This is a genomic window from Gallibacterium genomosp. 2 (genome assembly GCF_000771895.1).
GTDB lineage: Bacteria > Pseudomonadota > Gammaproteobacteria > Enterobacterales > Pasteurellaceae > Gallibacterium.
This window is the reverse complement of record NZ_JPXY01000033.1, coordinates 44,147-68,848: the sequence shown is the minus strand read 5'-3', so window position 1 is coordinate 68,848 and position 24,702 is coordinate 44,147. Positions and strand designations below refer to the sequence as shown.

Annotated in this window: 21 protein-coding genes and 1 riboswitch; of the genes, 7 read left to right on the top strand and 14 right to left on the bottom strand. The window is 37.6% G+C overall.

Annotation, left to right across the window (positions count from 1 at the left end; genetic code table 11):
• The first annotated feature begins 2 nt into the window (after positions 1 to 2).
• The 3 genes from hrpA to ribD all read left to right on the top strand — a co-directional run bounded on the left by hrpA (position 3) and on the right by ribD (position 5,621).
• A complete protein-coding gene (gene hrpA / locus P375_RS07540) occupies positions 3 to 3,947 on the top strand; it encodes an ATP-dependent RNA helicase HrpA (RefSeq protein ID WP_039135843.1) in 3,945 nt (1,314 codons plus the stop codon).
• Positions 3,948 to 4,050: 103 nt separating this feature from the next.
• Positions 4,051 to 4,503 carry a transcriptional regulator NrdR gene (gene nrdR, locus P375_RS07535; RefSeq protein WP_013746959.1) on the top strand — a complete coding sequence of 151 codons (453 nt, stop codon included), beginning with the start codon at positions 4,051 to 4,053 and terminating at the stop codon, positions 4,501 to 4,503.
• The gene (gene ribD / locus P375_RS07530) at positions 4,503 to 5,621 is read left to right on the top strand and encodes a bifunctional diaminohydroxyphosphoribosylaminopyrimidine deaminase/5-amino-6-(5-phosphoribosylamino)uracil reductase RibD (protein WP_039135842.1); all 1,119 of its coding nucleotides are present in this window, start codon (positions 4,503 to 4,505) and stop codon (positions 5,619 to 5,621) included. Before nrdR ends, ribD begins: the two co-directional genes overlap by 1 nt.
• 29 nt (positions 5,622 to 5,650) lie before the next feature.
• Here ribD and rimI read toward each other — a convergent pair whose 3' ends face one another.
• A complete protein-coding gene (gene rimI, locus P375_RS07525) occupies positions 5,651 to 6,097 on the bottom strand; it encodes a ribosomal protein S18-alanine N-acetyltransferase (RefSeq protein WP_039135841.1) in 447 nt (148 codons plus the stop codon).
• Entirely contained in the window at positions 6,069 to 6,503 is a 435-nt protein-coding gene (locus tag P375_RS07520; protein WP_039135840.1) for a DNA polymerase III subunit psi, read from the bottom strand. The genes rimI and P375_RS07520 overlap by 29 nt, the downstream gene beginning before the upstream one ends.
• Positions 6,504 to 6,686: 183 nt before the next feature.
• On the opposite strand from P375_RS07520, the gene folE reads away from it, so the two are divergent.
• Together folE and thrS are read left to right on the top strand one after the other, a co-directional pair.
• Entirely contained in the window at positions 6,687 to 7,343 is a 657-nt protein-coding gene (folE, locus tag P375_RS07515; protein ID WP_018345741.1) for a GTP cyclohydrolase I FolE, read from the top strand.
• A gap of 201 nt (positions 7,344 to 7,544) precedes the next feature.
• Positions 7,545 to 9,476 (top strand): threonine--tRNA ligase, encoded by a 1,932-nt coding sequence (gene thrS, locus P375_RS07510; protein ID WP_039135839.1) that lies wholly within the window; start codon positions 7,545 to 7,547, stop codon positions 9,474 to 9,476.
• A 107-nt stretch (positions 9,477 to 9,583) separates the two neighbouring features.
• Here the strand turns inward: thrS and P375_RS07505 are convergent, their stop codons facing one another.
• The 3 genes from P375_RS07505 to P375_RS07495 are packed head-to-tail and all read right to left on the bottom strand — an operon-like array spanning position 9,584 to position 11,867.
• Positions 9,584 to 9,958: a SufE family protein gene (locus P375_RS07505; protein WP_039135838.1), complete on the bottom strand. Its 375-nt coding sequence runs from the start codon at positions 9,956 to 9,958 to the stop codon at positions 9,584 to 9,586.
• Positions 9,955 to 11,163 (bottom strand): aminotransferase class V-fold PLP-dependent enzyme, encoded by a 1,209-nt coding sequence (locus P375_RS07500; protein WP_039135837.1) that lies wholly within the window; start codon positions 11,161 to 11,163, stop codon positions 9,955 to 9,957. Before P375_RS07500 ends, P375_RS07505 begins: the two co-directional genes overlap by 4 nt.
• 8 nt (positions 11,164 to 11,171) lie before the next feature.
• Positions 11,172 to 11,867 carry a thermonuclease family protein gene (locus tag P375_RS07495; protein WP_039135836.1) on the bottom strand — a complete coding sequence of 232 codons (696 nt, stop codon included), beginning with the start codon at positions 11,865 to 11,867 and terminating at the stop codon, positions 11,172 to 11,174.
• 82 nt (positions 11,868 to 11,949) lie between these two features.
• On the opposite strand from P375_RS07495, the gene P375_RS07490 reads away from it, so the two are divergent.
• Both P375_RS07490 and P375_RS07485 read left to right on the top strand, forming a co-directional pair.
• The gene (locus P375_RS07490; RefSeq protein WP_039135835.1) at positions 11,950 to 12,363 is read left to right on the top strand and encodes a CidA/LrgA family protein; all 414 of its coding nucleotides are present in this window, start codon (positions 11,950 to 11,952) and stop codon (positions 12,361 to 12,363) included.
• Positions 12,360 to 13,055, top strand: a complete 696-nt coding sequence (locus P375_RS07485) for a CidB/LrgB family autolysis modulator (protein ID WP_039135834.1) — start codon at positions 12,360 to 12,362, stop codon at positions 13,053 to 13,055. The genes P375_RS07490 and P375_RS07485 overlap by 4 nt, the downstream gene beginning before the upstream one ends.
• Positions 13,056 to 13,115: 60 nt before the next feature.
• Here the strand turns inward: P375_RS07485 and P375_RS07480 are convergent, their stop codons facing one another.
• The 9 genes from P375_RS07480 to P375_RS07440 all read right to left on the bottom strand — a co-directional run bounded on the left by P375_RS07480 (position 13,116) and on the right by P375_RS07440 (position 24,495).
• Entirely contained in the window at positions 13,116 to 14,966 is a 1,851-nt protein-coding gene (locus P375_RS07480; protein ID WP_039135833.1) for a TRAP transporter large permease subunit, read from the bottom strand.
• A 66-nt stretch (positions 14,967 to 15,032) separates the two neighbouring features.
• Positions 15,033 to 16,016 (bottom strand): sialic acid TRAP transporter substrate-binding protein SiaP, encoded by a 984-nt coding sequence (locus tag P375_RS07475; protein ID WP_039135832.1) that lies wholly within the window; start codon positions 16,014 to 16,016, stop codon positions 15,033 to 15,035.
• A 231-nt stretch (positions 16,017 to 16,247) separates the two neighbouring features.
• Positions 16,248 to 17,600, bottom strand: a complete 1,353-nt coding sequence (lysC, locus tag P375_RS07470; RefSeq protein ID WP_039135831.1) for a lysine-sensitive aspartokinase 3 — start codon at positions 17,598 to 17,600, stop codon at positions 16,248 to 16,250.
• A gap of 82 nt (positions 17,601 to 17,682) precedes the next feature.
• A riboswitch (Lysine riboswitch) is annotated at positions 17,683 to 17,853 on the bottom strand.
• A gap of 58 nt (positions 17,854 to 17,911) precedes the next feature.
• Complete coding sequence (gene bioD, locus P375_RS07465) at positions 17,912 to 18,553, bottom strand: dethiobiotin synthase (protein WP_039135830.1); 642 nt, start codon at positions 18,551 to 18,553, stop codon at positions 17,912 to 17,914.
• A gap of 133 nt (positions 18,554 to 18,686) precedes the next feature.
• On the bottom strand, positions 18,687 to 19,397 hold the full coding sequence (locus P375_RS07460; RefSeq protein WP_039135829.1) for an OmpW family outer membrane protein: 711 nt from the start codon (positions 19,395 to 19,397) through the stop codon (positions 18,687 to 18,689).
• Positions 19,398 to 19,576: 179 nt separating this feature from the next.
• Positions 19,577 to 19,942: a DUF488 domain-containing protein gene (locus P375_RS07455; protein WP_039135828.1), complete on the bottom strand. Its 366-nt coding sequence runs from the start codon at positions 19,940 to 19,942 to the stop codon at positions 19,577 to 19,579.
• 1 nt (position 19,943) lies between these two features.
• Positions 19,944 to 21,083 (bottom strand): hypothetical protein, encoded by a 1,140-nt coding sequence (locus tag P375_RS07450; protein ID WP_039135827.1) that lies wholly within the window; start codon positions 21,081 to 21,083, stop codon positions 19,944 to 19,946.
• Positions 21,084 to 21,218: 135 nt separating this feature from the next.
• Positions 21,219 to 21,848 (bottom strand): response regulator, encoded by a 630-nt coding sequence (locus tag P375_RS07445; RefSeq protein ID WP_039135826.1) that lies wholly within the window; start codon positions 21,846 to 21,848, stop codon positions 21,219 to 21,221.
• Between the two features lie 175 nt (positions 21,849 to 22,023).
• Positions 22,024 to 24,495, bottom strand: a complete 2,472-nt coding sequence (locus P375_RS07440; protein WP_039135825.1) for a class I adenylate cyclase — start codon at positions 24,493 to 24,495, stop codon at positions 22,024 to 22,026.
• Positions 24,496 to 24,702: the final 207 nt, after the last annotated feature.

Here is a 24,702-nt window from a genome sequence, read left to right as displayed (position 1 = left end):
ATATGTCGGAATTTCAAACAAAAACAGCAACAAAATCTCAGCGCAATGTGAAGCATAAAAACGTAAACAGGGCACCATTGGCAGCGTGGCAAAAACAATTATTATCCGAACTGGATCAGGTGATGTTGGCGGATAAATATTTGTTAGCGGCGAGAATAAAAAAAGCACCGGTACAGGCAAAAGCGGAATTACAGGCTTTATTAACCGATGCGGTTGAAACAGCGAAGCAAAAATTATTGCAACGACAACAGCGTCCGTTACAAATCGCTTTTCCGCAAGATTTACCGGTGAGCCAACGTAGCGAAGAGATTATGCGTGCCATTGCGACGCATCAGGTGGTGGTGATTGCCGGAGAAACCGGATCGGGCAAAACCACGCAGATTCCTAAAATGTGTTTAGCCTTGGGATTAGGCAAAAAGGGATTTATCGGGCATACGCAACCTCGCCGTATTGCCGCACGTTCCGTCGCCACCAGAATTGCAGAAGAGTTGCAAACCGAGCTTGGTGATCTTGTCGGTTATAAGGTGCGTTTTAATGATCAAGTCAGTGAAAATACACAGATAAAATTGATGACCGATGGTATTTTATTGGCGGAAATTCAGTCAGATCGTTATTTAAATCAGTATGAAGTGTTGATTATTGATGAAGCCCACGAGCGTAGTCTGAATAATGATTTTATTTTGGGCTATTTAAAGCAGTTATTGCCGCGAAGACCGGATTTAAAAGTGATCATTACCTCAGCGACCATTGATGTTGAGCGTTTTGCTAAACATTTTAATAATGCACCGATTATAGAGGTTTCGGGGCGAACTTATCCAGTTGAGGTGAGGTATCGACCCGTTGCGGAGAGTGAAGATCAAGATCAGTTGCAGGTGATCTTTGATGCGGTAGATGAATTACAGGCGGAGGGGCGAGGTGATATTTTAATTTTTATGAATGGTGAACGTGAAATTCGTGATACCGCAGAAGCCTTAGAAAAAAGGGATTTACGCCATACTGAAATTTTGCCGCTTTATGCTCGTTTATCGGCACAGGAACAGAATCGCATTTTCCATCCGGGAGCTTTAAATCGCATTATTTTAGCCACCAATGTTGCGGAAACTTCTTTGACTGTTCCCGGAATTAAATATGTGATTGATCCCGGCACAGCAAGAATTTCACGTTACAGTTATCGCACCAAAGTACAGCGATTGCCGATTGAGCCGATTTCACAAGCTTCGGCAAATCAACGTAAAGGGCGTTGCGGACGTGTTAGTGAAGGGATTTGTATTCGTCTTTATTCTGAAGAGGATTTTAATAGTAGACCGCAATTCACTGATCCGGAGATTTTGCGTACCAATCTTGCATCGGTCATTTTGCAAATGACCGCATTAGGTCTGGATGATATTGAATCATTTCCGTTTGTTGATGCACCGGATCGTCGCCAAATTCAAGATGGATTACGTTTATTGGATGAGTTGCAGGCCTTCAAAATGGTGAAAGGGCGTTATGGTGACAAACGGATTTTAACGGAAAGTGGACGACAACTCGCACGTCTGCCGGTAGATCCTCGTTTGGCAAAAATGGTGTTGATGGCAGCAAGTAACGGTAGCCTGCGTGAAGTGTTGGTAATTGTTGCCGCATTGTCGATTCAAGATCCGAGAGAAAGACCACTTGATAAACAGCAATCAGCAGATGATAAGCATCGCCGTTTTGCGGATAAACATTCGGATTTCTTGGTTTTCGTAAATTTGTGGCGTTATATTCAGGAACAGCAGAAACAGCTTTCTCGAAATCAATTTAGACGTTTGTGTCAAAAAGATTACCTCAATTATTTACGAATTCGTGAATGGCAGGAAATTTATCATCAGTTACGTTTAAGTGTTCGGGAAATGGGGCTTGCGATCAATACTGAAGCAGCAGAATATATGCCGATTCACACTGCACTATTAGCCGGATTGCTCTCACATATTGGTAGTAAAGAGACGGAAAAACAGCAATACCTTGGCGCAAGGAATGCCCATTTTTCAATTTTTCCAGCTTCCACATTGTTTAAAAAACAACCTCGATGGTGTATGGCAGCAGAATTAGTCGAAACGTCTAAATTATGGGGTAGAGTTGTTGCGACGATTGAAGCGGAATGGATTGAACCGTTGGCACAGCATTTGGTGAAAAAAAGTTATCACGAGCCACATTGGTCGAAAAAACAGGGAGCTGTTTTAGCTAGTGAAAAAGTAACACTGTACGGTGTACCGATCGTACAAGCAAGAACGGTTAATTATAGTGCCATTGATCCAATGATTTGTCGTGAGATTTTTATTCGTTCTGCATTAGTGGAGGGAGATTGGCACACTAAACATAAATTCTTCTTTGAAAATCAGAAGCTTATCAAAGAAGTGGAAGAGTTGGAACATAAAACACGTCGTCGTGATATTTTAGTCAGCGAGCAGGCACTGTTTGATTTTTATGATCAACGTATTCCAGCGGAAGTGGTATCGCAACGCCATTTTGACCGTTGGTGGCAACAAGCACAGAAGAAAGATGCAGAATTACTGAGTTTTGAAAAATCATTCCTGTTGAATGATGAAACATCGGTCAGTGCCTTAGATTTCCCTAATTTTTGGCATCAAGGCGATTTAAAACTGAAACTAAGTTATCAGTTTGAGCCAGGAACGGATGCGGATGGCGTAACCGTGCATATTCCATTGCCGTTACTTAACCAGATCGAATTAAATGGATTTGAATGGCAAATTCCAGGATTGCGTCAGGAGTTGGTGGTGGCATTGATTAAATCATTGCCGAAAGCATTGCGCCGTAATTTTGTACCGGCACCAAATTATGCCGAAGCGTTTCTAGCTCGAACCACGGCATTGGAAAAACCGTTATTGGAAAGTTTAAGTGAACAACTACGCAAAATGACGGGTGTTTGGGTTGAACCGACAGAATGGAATTGGTCGCAAGTTCCATCACATCTGAAAATGACATTTCGAGTGATTGATGAAAAAGGTCGTAAAATTGCAGAAAGTAATGATCTTGATGCTTTAAAAGTCTCTTTAAAAAATCAGGTACAGCAAAGTATTGCTGAAGTGGCAGATGATGGCATTGAGCAAAGTGGTATTCATATTTGGAATTTTGATACTTTGCCTCAGTTTTATGAACAAAAAAGACGAGGTTTCAGTATTAAAGCATATCCGGCAATTGTGGATGAAAAAGAATCGGTTGGTATTAAATTGTTTGAAACTGAATTTGAACAGCAACGTGCAATGCGTCAAGGATTACGTCGTTTGTTATTGTTGAATGTACCTTCACCAATAAAGTATTTACACGAAAAATTACCGAATAAAGCAAAATTAGGACTCTATTTCACGCCGTTCGGTACAGTATTGCAACTTATTGATGACTGTATAGCTTGTGCTGTTGATAAATTAATCGGTGATTTTGGTGGTGTGGTTTGGCAGGAACAGAAATTTGAGCAGTTGCGAGATTTTGTTCGTGAAAATTTAAATGATGCTACTGTGGATATTGCACAAAAAGTTGAGCAGATTTTAACATTGGCATATGAAATTAATAAACGGATGAAAGGACGTCTAGATTTTAATTTGGCGTTTGCTTTATCTGACATTAAGTCTCAACTTAATCAACTGATTTATCCGGGATTTGTTGAAAATAGTGGTTATAAACGCTTAGCAGATTTATTACGTTATCTTCAGGCGATTGATAAACGGCTTGATAAAGTGGCACAGGATGTTAATCGTGATCGTGCATTAATGTTGAAAATAGAAAGTGTGCAACAGGCTTATCAACAACTATTGAATAAATTGCCAAAATCTAAACCGATTAGTGATGAAATTTTGGAAGTTCGTTATATGATTGAGGAGTTACGTGTCAGTTTATTTGCACAGCAGTTAAAAACCGCTTATCCGATTTCTGATAAGCGTATTTTAAACTTGTTGCAGCAGTTAGGTTGATTTTTCATAACCGTTTTGCAATTAAATATTTTATTTGCCCTCTTTCTATCTAGTTTGTATAGGGTAGTATAGAGGAGTGAATATAACTTATGAAGGAGGCAATATGCATTGTCCGTTTTGTTCAGCTCCGGAAACGAAAGTGATTGATAGTCGCCTTGTTTCTGAAGGTTATCAAGTCAGACGTCGCCGTGAGTGTACTCAATGTAAAGAACGCTTTACTACTTTTGAATCTGCGGAATTAGTTATTCCTCGTATTATTAAGAATAACGGCAATCGTGAACCTTTTAATGAGGAGAAATTGCGCGCAGGGATTTATCACGCATTGGAGAAACGACCGGTCAGTGAAATGCAGATTGAGGCGGCAGTTAACCGAATAATGCATACATTACAAGCAACCGGAGAACGAGAGGTACCAAGTAAAATGGTTGGTACATTGGTAATGAATGAGTTGAAAAAAATGGATAAAGTCGCCTATATCCGCTTTGCATCGGTTTATCTCAGTTTTGATGATATTAAACAGTTCAGTGAAGAAATAGATAAGTTGAATAAAGAGTAATGCAAAATTTTAAATTTTCACAGCAAGATCACCAATTTATGGCATTGGCGATAGAATTGGCAAAAAAAGGGCGTTTTACCTGCACACCTAATCCAGCCGTCGGTTGTGTATTGGTTAAGAATGGTGAGATTGTCGGTAAAGGATATCACGAAAAAGCAGGCGAACCTCACGCAGAAGTGATGGCGATGCGAGAAGCAGGAGAGAAAGCGAGCGGTGCTACAGCTTATGTGACACTTGAACCTTGTTCGCATTACGGCAGAACACCACCTTGTGCTAAAGGTTTAATTGAGGCGGGGGTTGAGCGCATGGTGGCAGCAATGCAAGATCCGAATCCTCAAGTTGCTGGGCGTGGTTTAAAAATGCTGGCGGATGCCGGCATAGAAACAGCAGTTGGTTTATTACAACAGCAAGCGGAACAGTTGAACAAAGGTTTTTTAAAAAGAATGCGCACTGGCTTCCCTTACGTGCAACTTAAAATGGCGATCAGCATTGACGGTCGTACTGCGATGGCGAATGGCGAAAGCCAATGGATTACAGGTGAAGCGGCACGACAGGATGTGCAGCAATATCGAGCAATGGCATCTGCAATTTTATCCAGCAGTAAGACAGTGCTGATTGATAATGCCGCTTTAAATGTGCGTTGGCAACAATTACCGCTTGATGTGCAATCTATTTATCCGCAAGAAAAATTACGACAACCACTGCGAGTTATTTTAGATTCTCAACATCAAATCGAGCCTAGAGGACGTTTGTTTGAAAGCGAAAGCTCAATTTTATTGGTAAGTCCGAGCGCACGTAATATGGAACATTTCCCGGCATTTTGTCAGCAGCAGCAATTACCAGAAAGCCCTTATTATTTGACAGATTTGCTTCATTTGCTTGGCAAGCAGCAAATAAACTCAGTTTGGGTGGAGGCAGGTGCAACTTTAGCCGGAGCGCTAATTGAAGCCGGTTTGGTAGATGAATTAATTGTCTATATTGCACCGAAATTGTTAGGTGATCAGGCAAAAGGGCTTTGTCATTTGCCGCAATTGCAACATCTGAAGGATGCACCACAATGGCGGTTAAGTGATGTTAGCTTAATCGGTGATGATGTTAAATTAGTGTATATTAAATAAGCTAAATGGCGTGTTGTTTATTTTAAAGACTATAGGTAACACGCCATAATTACAGCGTTTTCACGTCCACCACTGACAACAGGATAATAATTTTTTCGTACGGTAACTTCATTAAAGCCGAGATTTTCATACAATTTTCTTGCTTTTTGGTTGGATTCTCTTACTTCTAACCACAAGGTTGTAATCCCTTTTGTTATTAATTCATTCATCAAATGTTGTAATAGCGCTTTGCCGAAACCGTTTCCTTGAAATTGCGGATCAATTGCAATATTAAATAGTGTTGCCTCATCAAGAACAGTTTGACAGATACAAAATCCAATAATGCTATTTTGATATAAAACCTTAAAATTAAGGTAATTATCACCCTGATTATTTTTGAGTGTAGCTAAACTCCAAGGCACACTATGTGCCGCTTGTTCAATCTGAAATAGTTGCGTGAAATCGTGATCAGTGATGGTTTGAAATTGTGTTTTCATTTTGTAAAAAGTGCCGGATTTGTTGCCAAATTGTGCGTTTTTGTTGAACGGACAAGGTTAATGTTGAATTTAATGAAATGATTTGTGTGGCAATTTTGGCTAATGCTGAGTTTTGAAATTGTGGTAAACAATCTTCAACACAAAACACAAGCAGTGGATGATCGCTCTCTAAACGTTGTAATTGTTGACTGTTTATAATTAAGGCTTTATCAACAGTTGTTTCTGCCGCACGTAATAAATCTTGGATTAACTGTGACGCTGTTATTGAGTGCTGTTCTGACAGAATAATGGTATGAATGTTAGCCGGTACATTAATGATACCTACACCCTGTAACACTTCAGGATGTACTAATTGCCAAAGGGTAATGCCCATTTCTTGCAGTAACAATTCTCGTCTGTTTATCATTTTTTTCTCCAAAATTTAATGCTGCTAATCATAGCATTTTTGTTTTAGAAATACAGATCAAAGGCAATAAAGGCTGCACAATTTTAGAGATAGCATTTTCCTCTATTTCCGTGAATTTTAAATCCCTCTTTCACAAATGTATCGTCATTGTTAAAATAGCGCCTACATAATAAGGAGAGGTAGATGAACACAATTTCATTGGAAGCTCAACAAGTTAGAGCTGCTTTATCGGCAAAAGGTTTGGAAACGCCAATGGTGCCGCGCGTGGGAACTCAGGATGAACGTCGTCAAAAAATTGAACAGCATATGAAAGAGGTAATGACGATTCTTGGTTTAGATTTAAGAGACGACAGTTTAGAAGAGACACCTAAACGTTTGGCAAAAATGTATCTTGACGAAATTTTTAGCGGTTTGGATTACCATAATTTCCCGAAAATTACTCGGATTGAAAACAGAATGAATGTCAGCGAAATGGTGTTGGTGAATGATATTAATTTAACCAGCACCTGTGAACATCATTTTGTAACTTTTTCAGGTAAAGTGTCAGTGGCTTATTATCCTAAAAAATGGGTGATCGGGTTATCAAAAATTAATCGTGTTGTCGATTTTTTTGCACAACGTCCGCAAGTTCAGGAAAGATTAACTGAACAGATTTTAACCGCATTTCAAACCATTTTAGAAACGGATGATGTGGCAGTGTATGTTAGAGCAACTCACTTTTGTGTGAAATGTCGAGGAGTTCGCGATGCAAATAGCTTTACTGTGACCTCCGCTTATGGCGGCATTTTCAGTCAGGATCGAGCGACTAAACAGGAATTTTTGTCATTGATATCAAAATAGTTTAAATTTTAAAATTTTATTGCTATTGATGCTGTGATATACTTTCGCCCGCAATAACTTGCGGGTATTTTATTGCAATTTTTGCTATCAAATCAAATAGTGTTTCGTTTCGCTATTGAAGTAGAAATAGCAATAAAGTTCGAAAATAAACATTAACACAAGTAACCTCTCGTATGGGTTACCACTGTAAGGATTTTTATTATGCCAATTATTACATTACCTGACGGATCTCAACGTCAATTTGAACAACCAGTTACTGTGCTTGAAGTGGCACAAAGCATTGGTGCCGGTCTAGCCAAAGCGTGTATTGCCGGTCGTGTGAACGGCGTGCGTAAAGACGCTTGCGATTTAATCAACGAAGATGCAAATGTTGAAATTATTACCGCGAAAGATGAAGACGGTTTAGAAATTATTCGCCACTCCTGCGCACACTTATTAGGCCACGCGCTAAAACAACTCTATCCGAATGCCAAAATGGCGATTGGGCCAACGATTGAAAACGGCTTCTATTATGACATTGATCTTGACCATTCTTTAACAGCAGAAGATTTAGAGAAAATTGAAAAAAGAATGTTGGAATTGGCGAAAACCAATTACGACGTGATCAAAGAGCCGGTTTCTTGGCAAAAAGCACACGATGTGTTCGAACAACGTGGCGAGCCGTATAAAATGGCAATCTTAGAAGAAAATATTGAAAAAACCGCGACACCGGCACTTTATCATCACTTGGAATATATTGATATGTGTCGTGGTCCACACGTACCAAATATGCGTTTCTGTCATCACTTTAAATTGCAAAAAGTGGCGGGTGCTTATTGGCGAGGTGACAGCAATAATAAGATGTTGCAACGTATTTATGGTACTGCTTGGGCAGATAAGAAACAGCTTGCCGAATATTTGAAACGCCTTGAAGAAGCGGCAAAACGTGATCACCGTAAAATCGGTAAAGCGCTGGATTTATACCATATGCAGGAAGAAGCGCCGGGAATGGTGTTCTGGCATAATGATGGTTGGACAATTTTCCGTGAATTGGAAACTTTTGTTCGCACTAAATTAAAACAGTATGATTATCAAGAAGTCAAAGGTCCATTTATGATGGATCGTGTGCTTTGGGAAAAAACCGGTCACTGGCAGAACTATGGTGATTTAATGTTCACTACTTCATCAGAAAACCGTGAGTATGCGATTAAGCCGATGAACTGTCCTGGACACGTGCAAATTTTTAATCAAGGTTTGAAATCTTACCGTGATTTACCATTGCGTATGGCGGAGTTTGGTTCTTGCCACCGTAATGAACCTTCAGGTTCTTTGCACGGCTTAATGCGTGTTCGTGGTTTCACTCAAGATGATGCACATATTTTCTGTACTGAAAATCAGATTGAAAGCGAAGTAACTTCCTGTATTAAAATGGTTTATGACATTTATAGTACATTTGGCTTTACTGATATTTATGTCAAACTTTCAACTCGTCCGGAACATCGTATCGGTTCTGATGAAATGTGGGATCGTGCTGAAGCGGATTTGGCAAAAGCACTTGAACATAATGGTTTAGAATATGAAGTGCAGCCGGGAGAGGGTGCATTCTATGGTCCGAAATTGGAGTTTGCTTTACGAGATAGTATTGGTCGTGAATGGCAATGTGGCACTGTTCAGTTAGACTTTGCGTTACCGGGGCGTTTAAATGCTTCTTATGTGGCGGAAGATAATGAACGTAAAACTCCGGTTATGATTCACCGCGCTATTCTAGGTTCAATTGAGCGCTTCATCGGTATTATTACCGAAGAGTATGCAGGTTTCTTCCCAGCGTGGTTAGCACCGACTCAAGCAGTAGTAATGAATATTACCGATAGCCAAGCGGATTATGTACAAAAGGTTGTTAAAATCTTATCTGATGCTGGATTACGCGTAAAATCAGATTTACGCAATGAAAAAATCGGTTTCAAAATCCGTGAACATACCTTAAAACGTGTGCCTTATATGTTGGTTTGCGGTGATAAAGAGATTGCTGAAGGCAAAGTGGCAGTTCGTACACGTAAAGGTGCGGATTTGGGTACTTTCAGTGTGGAAGAGTTTACCGAGATCTTGAAAAATCAAGTAAGAAATCGTGATTTAAAACTTCTTGGTGAAGAGTAATAGGGATTCAGAATTGAAAAGCGACCGAATGGTCGCTTTTTTATATGAGCACTGGTAGGAATCCCCATCCTTTAGGACGGGAGGACGTCAAGATAAGAATCTATGAATTATGCGTTTTGGATTAGCTGTTCAATCTTTTTTAGTCCATTTAGCCTAGTTTCGCTTAAACGCTGATCAATTTTGAGTTGTTGCAATAACGGTGTGATTTGCAAACTGGAACGCTGTGTTATCGGAGTTTCCGAAAGAACAGTTTTAATGATAAACAAAATGCCGTTTAAAATACGAGCATCACTATAGGCGATACAGCGATCGTCATCAAGTTTAAACCATAATCGGCTTTCACAGCCTTCAATCAGCGGTGTGTTTGCGAGAGTTTCATCATCAGGTTTTTCTAATTGTTTAGCTAGAAAAATTAATTGTCGATAACGCTGTTCCCAAGTTTGAGTTTGAGCAAAAAGTTGCTGAATTTCTGTAAATGTCATTGCTCCTCCAAAATGGCGAGCGCATTATTTAAAGCATCAAAAAAGCGCTCAATATCCTGTTGATTATTATAAGGCGCAAAGGAGAGGCGTAAAGTGCCATATTGGTGCAGAAAATGTAAATAGGGTTGGGCACAATGTTGACCGGTACGCAAAGCGATCTGTTGTTCGCTTAACAGTGTGGATAAATCGCTATTTTCAATATTATCAAATACAAAGCTAATAATATGCCCATCATTTGCACTGAATACTCGACAATGTGGATATTGTGTTAAGCGTTGACGTGTAAGGCTAGCTAACATTAATGTATGATGAGCTAATGTGGCGTAATGATATTGTTGTAACCAAGCCAATACTGCTCCAAACCCGATAACTGCGGCAATGTTAGGTGTTCCTGCTTCTAAACGATAAGGTAATGGTTGGAAAGTACTGTGTTGTAACGTAACATTCTCCACCATTTTGCCTCCATAAAAGAGTGGTTGTAACTGAGTGAGAGCAGATTTTTTACCACTTAATATGCCTAGCCCAGTTGGACCAAACAATTTATGCGCGGAAAAAGCAATAAAATCAATGTCTAATGCTTGTAAATTAATTTTATGATGTAAAACAGCTTGTGCCGCGTCAACAATAATAAATGCATTCTCTGCCAGTTGACGAATTAGTGTGCAGAATTTTTCAATCGGTTGGCTATAGCCGGTGATGTTTGATACCCAATTTAGTGCAACAATTTTGGTATTAGAGGATAATGCCTGTACTAATGCCTTTTCATCAATTTTATAATCTGCCTGTAACGGTAATACCGTTAATTGCAACTGTTTCTGCAATGCCAGTTGTTGCCAAATAACAAAATTAGCGTGATGTTCCGCCTCACTAATGATGATTTGATCGCCTGCCTGTAGAAAATGATCTAAACCATAGGCAATAGCATTAAGACTGTGTGTTGTACCGGAAGTCCAAACAATGCAATCTCTATCTTCTGCACCGATAAAGTTAGCTGCTAGTTGTCGTGCTTGTTCAAAATGCTGTGTTTGTTGCCAATCGTATTGGCTACGATGCACTGAGCCGGCGGAACGATAAAATTCAACTGTGGTATCAATCAATGTTTGTGGTCGTAATGTTGTTGCCGCTGAATCCAAGTAAACGGCAGCATTTTTTGTTTGAAAAAAAGGAAAGTCTTTACGAAACTGTTCAATGGTGAAAGATTGCATTGTTATCCTTAACGACACAAAGAGTTACAAGGAATTCCGTCATGATTGCCATCAAGATAAGTAGCATTGCACTGTTTAAAAAATGCAGTCGCTTCTGCACAAGAATTAAAACTTTTACAACTACGATGTTGCTGACAATTTGCAGGAGTAGTTACGGTTTTTTGTTGTTTTGTTCTTATATCGACATTACCTAGTGTTGGTACTGGTGGATTATCTAACTTTAAACTAGGATTTTTACTATGTTTTCGCCAATTACTTGGGTAAATTGGATTATCATCTTGCCATAAACCACGACGTTGTTGTCTGGCTTGCACTTCGGCAGCTAAATATTGTTTATCGTGCATATATTGACGATAAGCCCAAGCTAACCCTTGTTGTACCATTATAAGATTGATATTTCTCCCTTGTGAATCAAATACTTCTGCAAGAACACGATGATATTGATCGTATTCGCTTGAACTTAAACGCACCTGTTTTTTAAAAATTAATTGTGATAACAATTGACGGGAACGATCACCGTAAGGTTGTTTTTTTTCCGGAGCATCCACTTGGGCAAGACGAACTTTAATTGTTTTATTGTTGGCTAATAAACAGGTAAAAGTATCACCATCACTAATTGATACTACTTGGCAGTTGATTTCTCGAGCGGCAATACTGTTCAAAGTAAATAGTGAAAAAAATAAGATAATTAATAGTTTTTTCATCATAATTTCATCGATTAAAGTGTGACATAGATCACAAAATAGGAGTAAAATAGTGACTTATTATGGCATATTTCGATAAAAAATGTTTTATAAAATTTTTCAATTATTTCGTTCTATTGCAATTCTGTACGTGATGTTGTACTTGGGAGAAGCGATTAATTATCTGTTTCCGATAGGTATTCCTTCCAGCATATGGGGATTGTTACTGTTATTTATCTGTTTAGTGCTGAAATTGATAAAAAAAGAGTGGTTATTGCCGAGCGGAGCATTATTAATTCGCTATATGGCGTTGCTTTTTATTCCTCTCAGCGTGGGTATCATAGATTATTTTGATATATTGACAGAACAGGCGGTATCGTTATTGATCCCGACAGTGGTCAGTACCTGTTTGGTCATTGTGATGACCGGTTTGTTGGCTGAATATCTGTATTCATACCGCTCTTTTGCTAGATTGAGAAAAAAAGCGGAAAAACGGGCAGTGAGGGTTACAAAATGATTTATCTCTATTCCGTATTAACCATCGTCGTGTTTGCCATTGCGGTAACCATTAATAAGAAATTAAAATCTATCGTTTTTAACTCGTTCGTTTTAACGGTTTGTGCATTAGTTGCCATTTTATTGATTTTTCACATTCCTTATCATAGTTATATCGCCGGTAATAAACCGTTGAATATGCTGTTGGCGCCATCTATTGTTGCCTTGGCGTTGCCTTTATATGAGCAATTGCCACAGATTAAAAAATCATGGCGTAGTATTTTATTTATTACCACATTTTCTTCTGTATTTGCGATGTTTAGTGGAGCTTTTATTGCATTTTTATTAGGTGCGAACAATCAAGTAATGGCGACATTATTTGCTAAATCAATTACCACACCATTGGCAATGGCAGTATCTCATACTATCGGTGGTGTACCGACCATTACTGTTGTGCTGGTGATTATTGCTGGATTGGTCGGTTCGGTATTTGGTTACAGTATTGTTAAATTGTTAAAATTAAAGCGCAGTGAAGCAATAGGTTTATCTATTGGTGCGGCATCCCACGCATTAGGAACTGCAGCCTGTATGGATGTAGATAAAAAAGCAGGTACATTCAGTTCTATTTCGTTAGTATTATGTGGTGTGATTACCTCATTATGTGCACCGTTGTTATTTGATTTATTTTTAATTGTGATAAAGATTTTTTCTTAACCTTTGTAAAAAATAAACCCATCAGTTTTACAACTGATGGGTTTTTCTTCAGGAATTAGATTAACCTGGTAATAGCAGATTAGGAATAAAGGTAATAATTTGAGGGAAAATCGTAATTAAAACCAGTGTCGTGAAGATTGGAATTAAGAACGGTAGTACTCCTTTAGTAACCGTACTGACTGGCATATTGCCGACTCGAGCTACCACAAATAATGCCATTCCCATAGGTGGTGTTAAAATACCTATCATCATATTTAAGGTTGTCATTACACCAAAGAAGATTAGGTCAATATTGAAGTGTACTGCAATAGGGATCAACATTGGCAATACCAGGAATTGTAATGCTAAAGCATCGATAAACATTCCTAAGAATAACAACAATAAGTTGATCATCACTAAAACCATCAATGGTGAATCAGCAAAAGTAATAAAAACTTTTGCAATTTTCATTGCAACCTGTTCACGTGCGATCATATCGCCAAAAAAAGTTACGGTCATTACCATCAACACGGTTACACCAGTAATCGCTACTGCCTCTACACAACTTTTGAATAAACTTTGCAAAGTGAGTTCTTTATAAACGAATTTACCGACAACAATAGAATAAAGAGCGGCAATAACAGCAGCTTCTGTTGGCGTAAATAAACCTGAAAATATACCAACGATGATAAGAATTGGTGTCAATAATGCCCAGATAGCACCTTTAAATTCACGGCAAAGCACGTCTAACGAAGCTTTTGGCGTACGTGGATAATTACGTTTTTTAGCAATAAAATAATTCATTACCATTAACGCAATAGTAACTAATACACCCGGCACAAAGCCGGCAACAAATAATTTTGCGATAGATTGATTGGAAATCACACCATAAATAATCATTGCAATGCTTGGTGGTACTAATGGTCCTATAATACAAGAGGCTGCTGTAATGCCACCACACATATCGTCATCATAACCGGCATCACGCATTGCTTTAATTTCTAACTGACCTAAACCACCCGCATCAGCTAGAGCAGAACCTGACATTCCGGAGAAAATCAAACTGGCACCGATATTGACGTTCCCCATACCGCCACGATAGTGTCCGAGTAATGCTTTTGCGAAATCGAAAATTTTAGTGGTAATACCACCAGTGTTCATCAAAATTCCGGTAAGAATAAAGAATGGCACACTTAATAAAGAGAAGCTGTTTAAGCTGTCTACTAGTTTTGAAGATGCAGCATTGACCACATTCCAACGCGTCATTGTGAAGTAGAGAATAGTGGCAATAAAGAGCGACCAACCGACAGGTGTACCAATAAACATAATGACTAACCAAACTAACAGAACAATATAAACGGATTCGCTGCCGAATTTTACATAGTTGGTTACACGTAGAATTTTAAATATATCCGGATGAACTAAAATTAATGAAATCAATAAAATCGCACTAATAAGAAAGAATACAGTAGGAAAATAACTCAAGTTATTACGATAGTTCTCAACTTGTGCCTGTAAGAAACGGATTAACATTAACACGGATAATAACGGCAATGCAGCGTAAAGCCATTTTTCAGAGATACCCAATGAAACAATCTCAAAAGTAGCTCCATTGTAGAGTTTAATTCCAAAATGGATAAATAAAATAAGCGAGATGAAAATTAACAACTGAGAAAAAGAAACTGCTGCTTTTCGCATTTTTTCAGACATCATATTAGTTAGAAAGTCAATAAAGACGTGTTGTTGTGTCCGAATACCCATTGAAATGCCAAGCATTCCAACGTAAACAAATAACAATCTAGCTAACTCTTCACTCCAGATTAAAGGATCATTAAAAACTTGTCGTGCTAAGATTTGTGCAATAAGAACAACAAATATAATCAAAAAAAGCACACCACCTAGCCACTCTTCGAGTTTATTAAAATATTTCATAAATATAACCCCATACATCTTAGGTTAGAAAATCCTTAGCGTCGTATGACGCTAAGGTTTGTAGGATTATTTAGTCAAAGCATTGATTTCAGCAATTGCCTCTTCACTTTCTTTACCATTTTTCTTAATGTATTCTTCATAGTAAGGTTTCATTGCTTCTTTGAATGGGGCAAGATCCGGTTTAGTAACTGTCATACCTTTGCTCTCAAAGTAAGCAATAAGATTTTTTTCACCATCTTCAAATAGTTTTGTATGGTAATCAGCGGCTTTTTCAGCGGCATCTTTAACTACTTTTTGCAGATCTTCAGGCAAATCTTCAAGAGTTGCATTACTGACTAAATAAAGTTGGTCATTAAGAATATGGTTGGTCAAAGCTAAATATTTTTGAACTTCTTCAAACTTTTGTGCCTGAATGGTTGGCAATGGATTTTCCTGACCATCTACAGAATTGGTTTGAAGTGCTAAATAAACTTCAGAAAATGCCATTGGGGTAGGTGCAGCACCGGAATATTTTGCATATGCAAGGTTAGTTGCGGCATTTGGTACACGAAGTTTTAAGCCTTTCATATCTTTGATGCTGTTAATGGCTCGGTTAGAAGTGGTTTGGCGAGTACCGTTATAAGCATCGGCTAAAATGGTGATGCCCAATTCATCGTGGATTTTTTTTACTAAATTTTGACCATATTTAGTATCAAACAATGCTTCTTTTGCTACTTTGAAATTCGGAATCATATAAGGAAGTGCAAACACTTCTGCTGATGGGTAGAATAATTGGAAACGGGCAGATTCACCGAAAGTGAAATCTAATGCACCATCACCAAGTTGTTTAATCATTGAGCGGTCGTCACCAAGTTGTGCGCTTGGATAAAGTGAAATCTCAATTTTGCCGTTAGAATTTGCTTTAACTTCTTTAGCAAAAAATTCAGCAGCTTTGTATTCATTTGATGTTGGACCAGCTACTAAGCCCATTTTTAAGTCATATTCTGCGGAAAATGCGGTTGCAGAAAGTCCCATACATAGTGTGGCAAGTAATAATTTGTTAAATTTCATTGCGTTTCTCCTATAGAGTTAGATAGTTGGGTGAAAGTAGCAGATCGTACAAAAGTAGACGATGCTCGTTTCTTTTATGATTGCTATAAATCATTTTTTTATTATAAATGAAGTAATATTTCATTACTGAGAGATAAATCACAAAAATTACAAAAAATTTAGCATATTTGTTGTAGTTTTGAGCAAAAAAAAGCCTTTGCATTGGCAAAGGCTCTCGTTTGATATCCAAAATTATTCAAAAAGTTCTTTGTGTAATTTACGAACGACATCGTCCGCATTTTCACTTTTTACTAACAGACAAACGTTGTTATTGCTGGCGCCATAGCTGATCATACGCACATTGTAGTCGGCAATGGTGTTGAATAAACGTTTTGCTACGCCGGCGGTGTTATGCAAATTGTTGCTGATTAAAGCAACTAACGCTAAACCAGTGTCCACTTTAACAGAAGAAGTCTCACTTAATTCAGTTAAAAGCTCATTAGAAAGCAATTCCGCTCCGGAAGAGGCAGAACCGGTTTTATCCAATGTTAAGGCTATGCTGACTTCTGAAGTGGTAATAGTATCTACAGAGATTTTGTATTTTGCTAGGATATTAAAGACATTTGCTAAAAAGCCTTGTGCGTGCAACATACTTAAACTGGATAAAGTGACTAGTGTTTGATCACGGCGCAATGCGATCGCACGGAATAACGGACGAGGTTGCGGATCACGAGTTACCCAAGTTCCACCTTGTTCTGGTGCTTTACTTGAGCCGACAAAAACAGGGATATTGCTACGCACGGCTGGTAATAAAGTTGCTGGATGAAGTACTTTCGCACCGAAAGTTGCCATTTCCGCCGCTTCAGAGAAGCTCATAGTATCAATTTTTTGTGCTGCTGGTGCAATACGAGGATCAGTGGTATAAATGCCGGCAACGTCAGTCCAGATTAATACATCATTGGCATCCAAGACTTCCGCTAATAGTGCAGCAGAGTAATCACTACCACCACGACCTAAAGTCGTTGTTTTGCCATTTGGCGCACGACCGATAAAGCCTTGAGTAATAATAAGATCACCACGATCAATTAAAGGTTTTAATACTCGATCACAGTTTTGTTGAGTTAATTCATCATTTGGCGCTGCTTTGCCATAATGATCGTTGGTTGCCACCAAAGTGCGAACATCAATCCAAGTGGCACTTGCACCTAGCTCACGTAAGACTTCTACGAAAATTAATGTAGACATCATTTCGCCGTGGCTGATGATTTCATCAATTAATGCCGGTGAAGTAGCTAGGGCTGCTGCATCGGAAAGTGATTCAATATTATCTAATAAACGATCAATTTCTTCTCGTAATACTGCCGCATCTTTAAGCTCATCTAAAATATTATATTGGATTTGTCGAACTTGATTGAGTAAGTTTTCACGTTCTGTTTTTTCACACCCATTAGCAAGAGCTACTAATAAATTGGTGACGCCAGCAGAAGCTGACAACACGACAACACGAGTTTTCGGATCAGAAATAACAATTTTTGCGCAAGACTGCATTGCAGAATAGTTGGCAACGCTAGTACCACCAAATTTAGCAACAGATAAATGTGACATAGTTTTTCCTTAAATAATGATATTGTGAGTAAAATTAAATTTGCAGAAGGTTAAGGAAAACTTGGAAGAGATGAAACTTGACTTGTTCAGAAGCTCTCCATCGTTTACCGATGACAGCCTTAGGGATTCAGCCCTAATAGCCGATAAACAAAACCCTGGTAGTGTTGTTTATCTCGGCGAAACTCCCCTGATTATTTCTCTTTGGTGCCAGACCTAAAAATAACGACCTGAGTTCCGCGCCTCTCCTGCGTAGCCGAAGCTACAAGCCTGTATAGAAATACCTGTTAATGCGAGAATTGTCAAATAAAATTTTAAAAATTAAACTTTTCTAACAAAATAAATTCAGTTTGTGGTGAATGTTGTTGTAAATATTGTTGTAAATATTGTTGGCTATCCTGTTCAATTAATTTATCTTTTTCAGGGAAACGATTATAGACCAATGCCTTTACTTCAATGTTATGTTGTTGACAAACCATCAGACTCAACAAAGTATGATTGAGGCTACCTAATTTACCTGATGTGACTAAAATCAATGGATATTGGCGTTCAGCGATAAAGTCAAGTGTGGTTTTATCTGTTTGATAAGGAACGGCTAATCCTCCAGCTCCTTCGAGCAAGACATAATCATATCGCTGTGCTAATAATTTTGTTTTTTCATCAATAATTGAAGCATCAATCTGGCGATTTTCTATTTTTGCTGCTAAATGTGGAGAGCAAGGATAATGAAAAAGATAAGGGCAGGTGTTACCGTTTAAATCGTCTTCGGTTAGTCCAATTCCCTGAATTTTGCGATGAACTAAAATATCGTCTGAAATGTTATCACAACCAGTTTGTATCATTTTTTGCGTGATAACAGAAAAACCTTGAGCCATTAAATTTTTGGCATAAACACCTGTGGCTACGGATTTTCCAATTTCGGTATCAATACCACTGACAAAAAGAATATTTTGCATCGCAATTCCTTATATTTTAGCTAAAAACAAACGCATTACTATACGCACATTGAGAATGGGATCAAGCAAAAAGCCATAGCAATTTTTGCTATGGCTTTAATTGGAATGTTACTGTTTAACGATTAACAGTAAATTAGAAACGATAACCTAAACCAACGAAGAAGATGGTTGGGTCAAGAGTAACACGTGCTTCTTGAGAGTGCATTTTACCATTAGCCTCTTTCAAATCGAAAGTCGCTTTGGTCTTAATTTTAGCCCACCATACAGAGGTGTTGAAGAATAATTTATCGGTAATATTGATATCAATACCAGCATTTACAACTGGACCCCAAGAATCCTTCAATTTAAGATTATGTGCAGTAACACCTAATCCCGCATTGTCGATTGTTGAATTAAAGTGAGTATCAAAGAAATGAGTATAATTAATACCTGCACCGACATATGGGCGAGCCGGAGAATTTGCATCTAAGAAATAGTATTGTAAATAGAGACTAGGTGGTAAATGTTTGGTTTTCGCAATAGTACCGACATCTTTAATATCATTATTACCTACAGAAAGTGTATTTAATTTAATTTCGTGGCTAAATGGAGATGCTGCCAATAATTCTACCCCAAGGTTATCGGTAATCATATAAGTACCGGTTAAACCAAGTTGTGCATTACTGTTTACATCAAAATCATAAGATAATGGAAGATCACTTTTATAGTTGTGAGTATCGGTATTTGGAACAGCTAAAATTGGACCACCACGAACAAAGAATTCACCGGCTTGGTGAGCCATTGCTGCGGAAGAAGCTGCTAATAATGCAGCGGAAGTTGCAAGTGCTAGTGCTAATTTTTTCATAAAACCCTCCTTGAAAATAGGTATCTGAGACACTGTCTTAATGACGAAAACAAAGATACCTCTTTTTAGTAGGTGTTTTTTTGATAAATATCAATGAATTTTTAATTAATGTGGAACTTTTGAAATATATCAAAAATCAGAGAGTTGGCAGAAAGTATAAACTTGAATTTAGATCAATTTCATTTTAATTGAGTCAATAACCACTGTTTTAATACCAATGCGTGATTATATAGAGGATCTTTAGCTGCATAGAGTAGCGTAACATTTTGCTGTGATATTTGTTGTTTGCATATCTCTACAAATTTAACACCATAAGGATTATTATTTAATTCAACGAGATAGTTCTGCTTGAACTGTTCAAATTTATCAGCTTCGTGATTGAACCATTTGCGTAATTGCGGTGAAGGCGTAATCTCTTTTGCCCATAAATTAATTTCCGCTTCGGCTTTTTTTATGCCACGAGGCCACAGTCTATCCACTAAAATACGAAACCCATCGTTTTGATCGATGGGTTGATAAATACGCTTAATTTCTAAATTATTCATATTAGCAATGATATTGTTTTAAGAATGGCAAAATTGGATCACATTCAATTGCCGGTTCGATTGGTTCTTCAGCATCTGGCTCTTGCGCTTTTGATTGTTCAGTGTCTGAATCTTCCTGCTGTGATTTTTTGCTATCCGTTGTTGTGTTCGTCTTTTCTTCATTCACAGCGTTTTTATCGTCTGTTTGCGTGTTTGTTGCTGTTGATTTTGTGTCTGTGTTAACAGTTTTGGTGTCTGCGCTAACAGATTGGGTTTTCATATCGGATTCCTTCATTTTTGATGCCTGATTTGCATCGGCACTCTTTTTAGTTATCTCTTGCGTTGAAGAGGTTCGTGGTTGCGATGACTTAATTTTACTCTCGACATCGCTCGTTGTTTGTTCTACCGCACTATTATCTTGTTTTCTAACCTTATTAGTTTCTACTGCTGATTTGTCGCTACCGTTAGCTTTAGTTGGTTTTTCTTCTTTTGTACTTGAACTGTGAGTACTGTTTACACTGGAGTTATCCGCTTTTACTTTTTCCTCTGTTTCAGGTGTTTTAGCAGATTGTTGTGTATTTTCGGTAGAATTGCTATCAGCAGTTTGTGTGCTTGAATTTGCTTTGGTTGCATCGGCATTTTCTGTTACGGTTGTTGCCGTCTGTTCTTCTTTCTTTTCACCTAATAAACGCGGTTGTAACTGCTTGAAACTGCTTGGAGAATCCAACCAAATGGCAATAAATTCTCGATTAAATGTGGGATCAAATCGTTCAGTTAAAATAGTGTCATTTAAAACAAAATAACCTTCGTTATCCAAGGCAATATAATTCAACACGTCGTCAGGTTTAAAATCGGGAAAATTCTTTATAAGGCGTTTTCTTAAATTTTCTGCTTGATCAGTTGGCATTTTATCCAATGCCATCTCTTTGAAGAGAGAAATTGCAAAGTTTTTTCCTTCAACAGGTTTGGCAAATTTAATTCTTAACATAAGTGGGCGTTGTTCACTGCTGTAAGTACCGTTTTCAGTGAATAGAGAAACGGTATAAATATGGAATGGTCCCCAGTTATATTCAGCTTTACCAACCTGTTTCCAATTAGCATTGGCAGTAGTGGTATATAAAAGCAACAGTAGACTAAAAAAGCAGAAAGAGAATAACTTCATTTATTTACCTAATCTTTCGATGTGTGGTGTTATATGGCGAGCTATTATATCAAGAATTTGTAAAGCGTAATCAGGGTTACAGTGAATTTGTCTAATTTTTATCGAAAGTAACCCATTTAGCCCGTCAATTAAGTTTTAATCTAAATGCCGGTGTTCCAGATAGAGTACTGTGGCGGCAACACGAGAATGTACATTCAGTTTGCGTAATAGATTTCGGATATGTACTTTAACAGTTTCTTCAGAAATAAATAATTGATTAGCAATCTGTTTATTAGATAAACCGGTAGCGATAAGTTTTAATACATCCATTTCACGTTCGGTCAATAGTTGTAATGGATCATTAGCGGAGTGATTGTCTAACAGGCGTTGTTTAACAGCATCGCTTAACACAACCTGTCCTTCAGCAATTTTTTTCAACTGTATTAATAAAGTGTCCGGTTCGGTGTCTTTTAATAGATAACCATCAGCGCCGGCTTCTATCAGTGCAAAAATATCAGAACGAGCATCAGAGACAGTTAAGACGGCAATACGAGCATCAATATCATCAAGTCGTAACGCTTTTAACACATCTAAACCGGACATCCCTTTCATATTGAGGTCTAGAATAATCATATCCGGTGAGAATTGTTTGGCTAATGCTAACCCTTCAGTGCCATTACTAGCTTCAGCTAATATTTCAAAAGAATCATCTAATTGTAAGAGTTGAGTAATGCCTCGACGCATTAATGGGTGATCATCAATCACTAAAACTGTTGTTTTCTTCATCTAAAATAACCCCATTTTTTCAAAAATACGATACATACTATCACAAGATGAATATGAAGAGTGTTATTTTGCTGGGGAAATTTTATCTTAATGAAGATAAATATTGATTTAGGTTAAATAAAACCTTTCCCTGTCTTAGCGAAATTGCCGTCATTTAGGGGGGGGGGGAGAGAAACTACTCTGAATGATATGGAGTGATTGTTGTTTTTCCTTGTAGATGATTAATTTGATAAAACTGTGGGTAATTAAATTTATTTTTTGAAATTTGGAATGGTGTATTATTATCTCCGTTTGAAGCGGTACGATAGATTTGATTGATTTCTTCAATTTTCTGACTTTTAACACCGTCACAATGATAATAAGCTTCGAGCTGATTGCTTTCATCAAGAATATAAATATTAAACGTATTGTCATTATTATCTTCAAAAAAGAATTGAAGAAAGCCTTCATTTGAATAGAACTCTATTGCTTGAGGATATTTTAATTCACCTCCTGCGTGCGGTTTTTGAGCAATGGCGATATTTTTATGTTGGTTTTCATTCAGAATTTCTTCTGTAATATTGAATTCATTTTTATGAAAAAAATGATTCCACGCTTCGCTAGCAACGTGCAGAGTATTAAGCTGATTGCTATTGATTAAATTACTGGTTTGAATGTTAATGCAACGCTCTATCAGTTCACTTACAAAACGACTAAGAATATTCCGATAATGTCTGCTATAACAGAATACACTGACAGAGTTGATCGGTACGGAACTTCGATAAATTTTGTTAGATAATACTTTTAATGCACGAAAAATAGCGCTTGGGCCTTCAAAATGCAGTGTTCTGATCTCATTCCATAAATTACGATAAGTAAAATCAATACTGCCAATTAATTTTGTCTGTTTACTACTTAAATTATTGAACAGATGTTTAGGCTGTAAACGGAAATGGTGATCGAGTAGTGAGGCTTCTTCTGTAGGATCGTTCACTAAATTGACGATAACTGCTAAATTGCGAATTTCGCAAGGTTGATACAAATCGGCATTGGTTGCAGGTTTAACTTGTACCGGGAAGGTGTTTCTTAAATCTGTAATGAATTGTTTTAAAGTTTCCAATGAGACGTTTTTGCTGATAATGTTAAACTCTGTCTCTTCAGTTAATACACCATTAAAATAAGCCCAACAGACCAGTTTATTGAGCTGTGGATTGTACTCAACGTGGCGATATTTTGATAATGAAGAAATTTTCGGTGCTTGATTTAACAGATACCAACCTTTGCTCATTGCTGAATTGCCATCGGTTTCAACAAAAGTGAGTTCTTTTTCCGCAATATTGGTGGAAATATTAGGGTTAAACAAGGTTACTTTGCCTGGTAACTCTTCAAATGCAGCGTAAAGTTTTCGAGTTAAGATACTGATATCTTCAGGAATAATGCCTACTCCGGAAATATTATATTTACGAGCAAACTCCATTAATTGGCGATAACTACACATTAATAAATTAACAAGGCTGTTGTAACTTTTTCTTATCTGTTTGATCCGCCAATATTTTTTCTGATTTAATTCTTGAATGGTATCATTATTCCATTGCCACTGACGTGCTAGTCTCATTAATAGGGTAATGCGCCAATTACCGGTTAATTCATTATTATCAATGTCTTCAATTGATTTGATATAAAAACAGCGGCGTACATTATCAAGGCGTTCCAGATCATTGATGCGTAACAGATAGTCGGTTACTTTGTCCAACATTGCCATATAAGGGTCAAAATGATGAATGACATTGCGATCTAGTAATAAGTCTAGTTTAAATTGGTGTGAAATTAGTTTAGTGTTAGGAAACTCCCACGAATAGCATTCAAGTAATAAAATTTTGATAACCGCTTTATAAGGTGAATCAATGCCTTTATAGAGATTCCATAAGGTTGCGCCGAAATATTCATTAGCAGAAAGATTACCTAAACCACCGAAGTCTACCCACTCATTTGGGTTTAATTGACCGTTATTTATAAGTTGACGCACGGTTTCATCGTATTTTGATTCATCTTCGACTGCTAAATGTAGCCACAATAAAGGGCGACCCGCAAGTCGAATGGCAGAACGATAAAATTCATCTAGCAATAACATATATTGACTTGAACCGCAATTATCGGCAGAAAGTGGATCGGCAGTTTGTTTATAACGAAACCGATCCTGATCGACTAAAAACAGATTTAATTCCACGCCAACGTTATGTGCCCATTGACAAATAAGAGAAAATTTTTGTTGTAATTTTTGTTGTTGAATTAGGGTTAAGCTACGAGTGGCACAAACCCACAAATCTAGATCTGAGCGAGAAGTTTGTGTAATTGATCCTAAGCTACCCATTGCATAAACACCACAAATATCGGCTTTATGAGTGTTGTTATGATTAAGGCTATAACGTTCTAAATTGGATAGTGTTGAAGAAAGATAATTTTCTTGATAACGGTTGAAAGAAAAATTAACAATACCGAAAGGGGCATCTTCTACATATCCCGGTAGCTCGGGAATATTATGATGCAATAAAACACAAACTAAATTTAGAACATACTGAAACTCGTTTGGTGCTCCAGCAAGCGCCCGTTCTAAACGTAGTTTATCTAGCTGTTCAACTTTCTTTTTGGCGACATCCAGATTGTTCATCAACGGCCTATTATCTCTTATGATAAATGATCTCAATACATAATTTGACAAAAACTTTAACACTTTAACCTTTATTGGTAAATAGTAGACCTATCACAGATGCATAGTTTTTGATAAATCTCAATGAAGTTGCCAAGGGGAAACACTGACAATGTCGGGCAACAATGGTAGGATATAGAGTAAATAATAATTTGAAGAAAAAGAGTT

What these genes read in the sequence shown, in the direction of transcription:
- hrpA (WP_039135843.1), top strand. Translation starts at nt 3, where the DNA reads ATGTCGGAATTTCAAACAAAAACAGCAACAAAATCTCAGCGCAATGTG.
- nrdR (WP_013746959.1), top strand. Translation starts at nt 4,051, where the DNA reads ATGCATTGTCCGTTTTGTTCAGCTCCGGAAACGAAAGTGATTGATAGT.
- ribD (WP_039135842.1), top strand. Translation starts at nt 4,503, where the DNA reads ATGCAAAATTTTAAATTTTCACAGCAAGATCACCAATTTATGGCATTG.
- rimI (WP_039135841.1), bottom strand. Translation starts at nt 6,097, where the DNA reads ATGAAAACACAATTTCAAACCATCACTGATCACGATTTCACGCAACTA.
- P375_RS07520 (WP_039135840.1), bottom strand. Translation starts at nt 6,503, where the DNA reads ATGATAAACAGACGAGAATTGTTACTGCAAGAAATGGGCATTACCCTT.
- folE (WP_018345741.1), top strand. Translation starts at nt 6,687, where the DNA reads ATGAACACAATTTCATTGGAAGCTCAACAAGTTAGAGCTGCTTTATCG.
- thrS (WP_039135839.1), top strand. Translation starts at nt 7,545, where the DNA reads ATGCCAATTATTACATTACCTGACGGATCTCAACGTCAATTTGAACAA.
- P375_RS07505 (WP_039135838.1), bottom strand. Translation starts at nt 9,958, where the DNA reads ATGACATTTACAGAAATTCAGCAACTTTTTGCTCAAACTCAAACTTGG.
- P375_RS07500 (WP_039135837.1), bottom strand. Translation starts at nt 11,163, where the DNA reads ATGCAATCTTTCACCATTGAACAGTTTCGTAAAGACTTTCCTTTTTTT.
- P375_RS07495 (WP_039135836.1), bottom strand. Translation starts at nt 11,867, where the DNA reads ATGAAAAAACTATTAATTATCTTATTTTTTTCACTATTTACTTTGAAC.
- P375_RS07490 (WP_039135835.1), top strand. Translation starts at nt 11,950, where the DNA reads ATGTTTTATAAAATTTTTCAATTATTTCGTTCTATTGCAATTCTGTAC.
- P375_RS07485 (WP_039135834.1), top strand. Translation starts at nt 12,360, where the DNA reads ATGATTTATCTCTATTCCGTATTAACCATCGTCGTGTTTGCCATTGCG.
- P375_RS07480 (WP_039135833.1), bottom strand. Translation starts at nt 14,966, where the DNA reads ATGAAATATTTTAATAAACTCGAAGAGTGGCTAGGTGGTGTGCTTTTT.
- P375_RS07475 (WP_039135832.1), bottom strand. Translation starts at nt 16,016, where the DNA reads ATGAAATTTAACAAATTATTACTTGCCACACTATGTATGGGACTTTCT.
- lysC (WP_039135831.1), bottom strand. Translation starts at nt 17,600, where the DNA reads ATGTCACATTTATCTGTTGCTAAATTTGGTGGTACTAGCGTTGCCAAC.
- bioD (WP_039135830.1), bottom strand. Translation starts at nt 18,553, where the DNA reads ATGCAAAATATTCTTTTTGTCAGTGGTATTGATACCGAAATTGGAAAA.
- P375_RS07460 (WP_039135829.1), bottom strand. Translation starts at nt 19,397, where the DNA reads ATGAAAAAATTAGCACTAGCACTTGCAACTTCCGCTGCATTATTAGCA.
- P375_RS07455 (WP_039135828.1), bottom strand. Translation starts at nt 19,942, where the DNA reads ATGAATAATTTAGAAATTAAGCGTATTTATCAACCCATCGATCAAAAC.
- P375_RS07450 (WP_039135827.1), bottom strand. Translation starts at nt 21,083, where the DNA reads ATGAAGTTATTCTCTTTCTGCTTTTTTAGTCTACTGTTGCTTTTATAT.
- P375_RS07445 (WP_039135826.1), bottom strand. Translation starts at nt 21,848, where the DNA reads ATGAAGAAAACAACAGTTTTAGTGATTGATGATCACCCATTAATGCGT.
- P375_RS07440 (WP_039135825.1), bottom strand. Translation starts at nt 24,495, where the DNA reads ATGAACAATCTGGATGTCGCCAAAAAGAAAGTTGAACAGCTAGATAAA.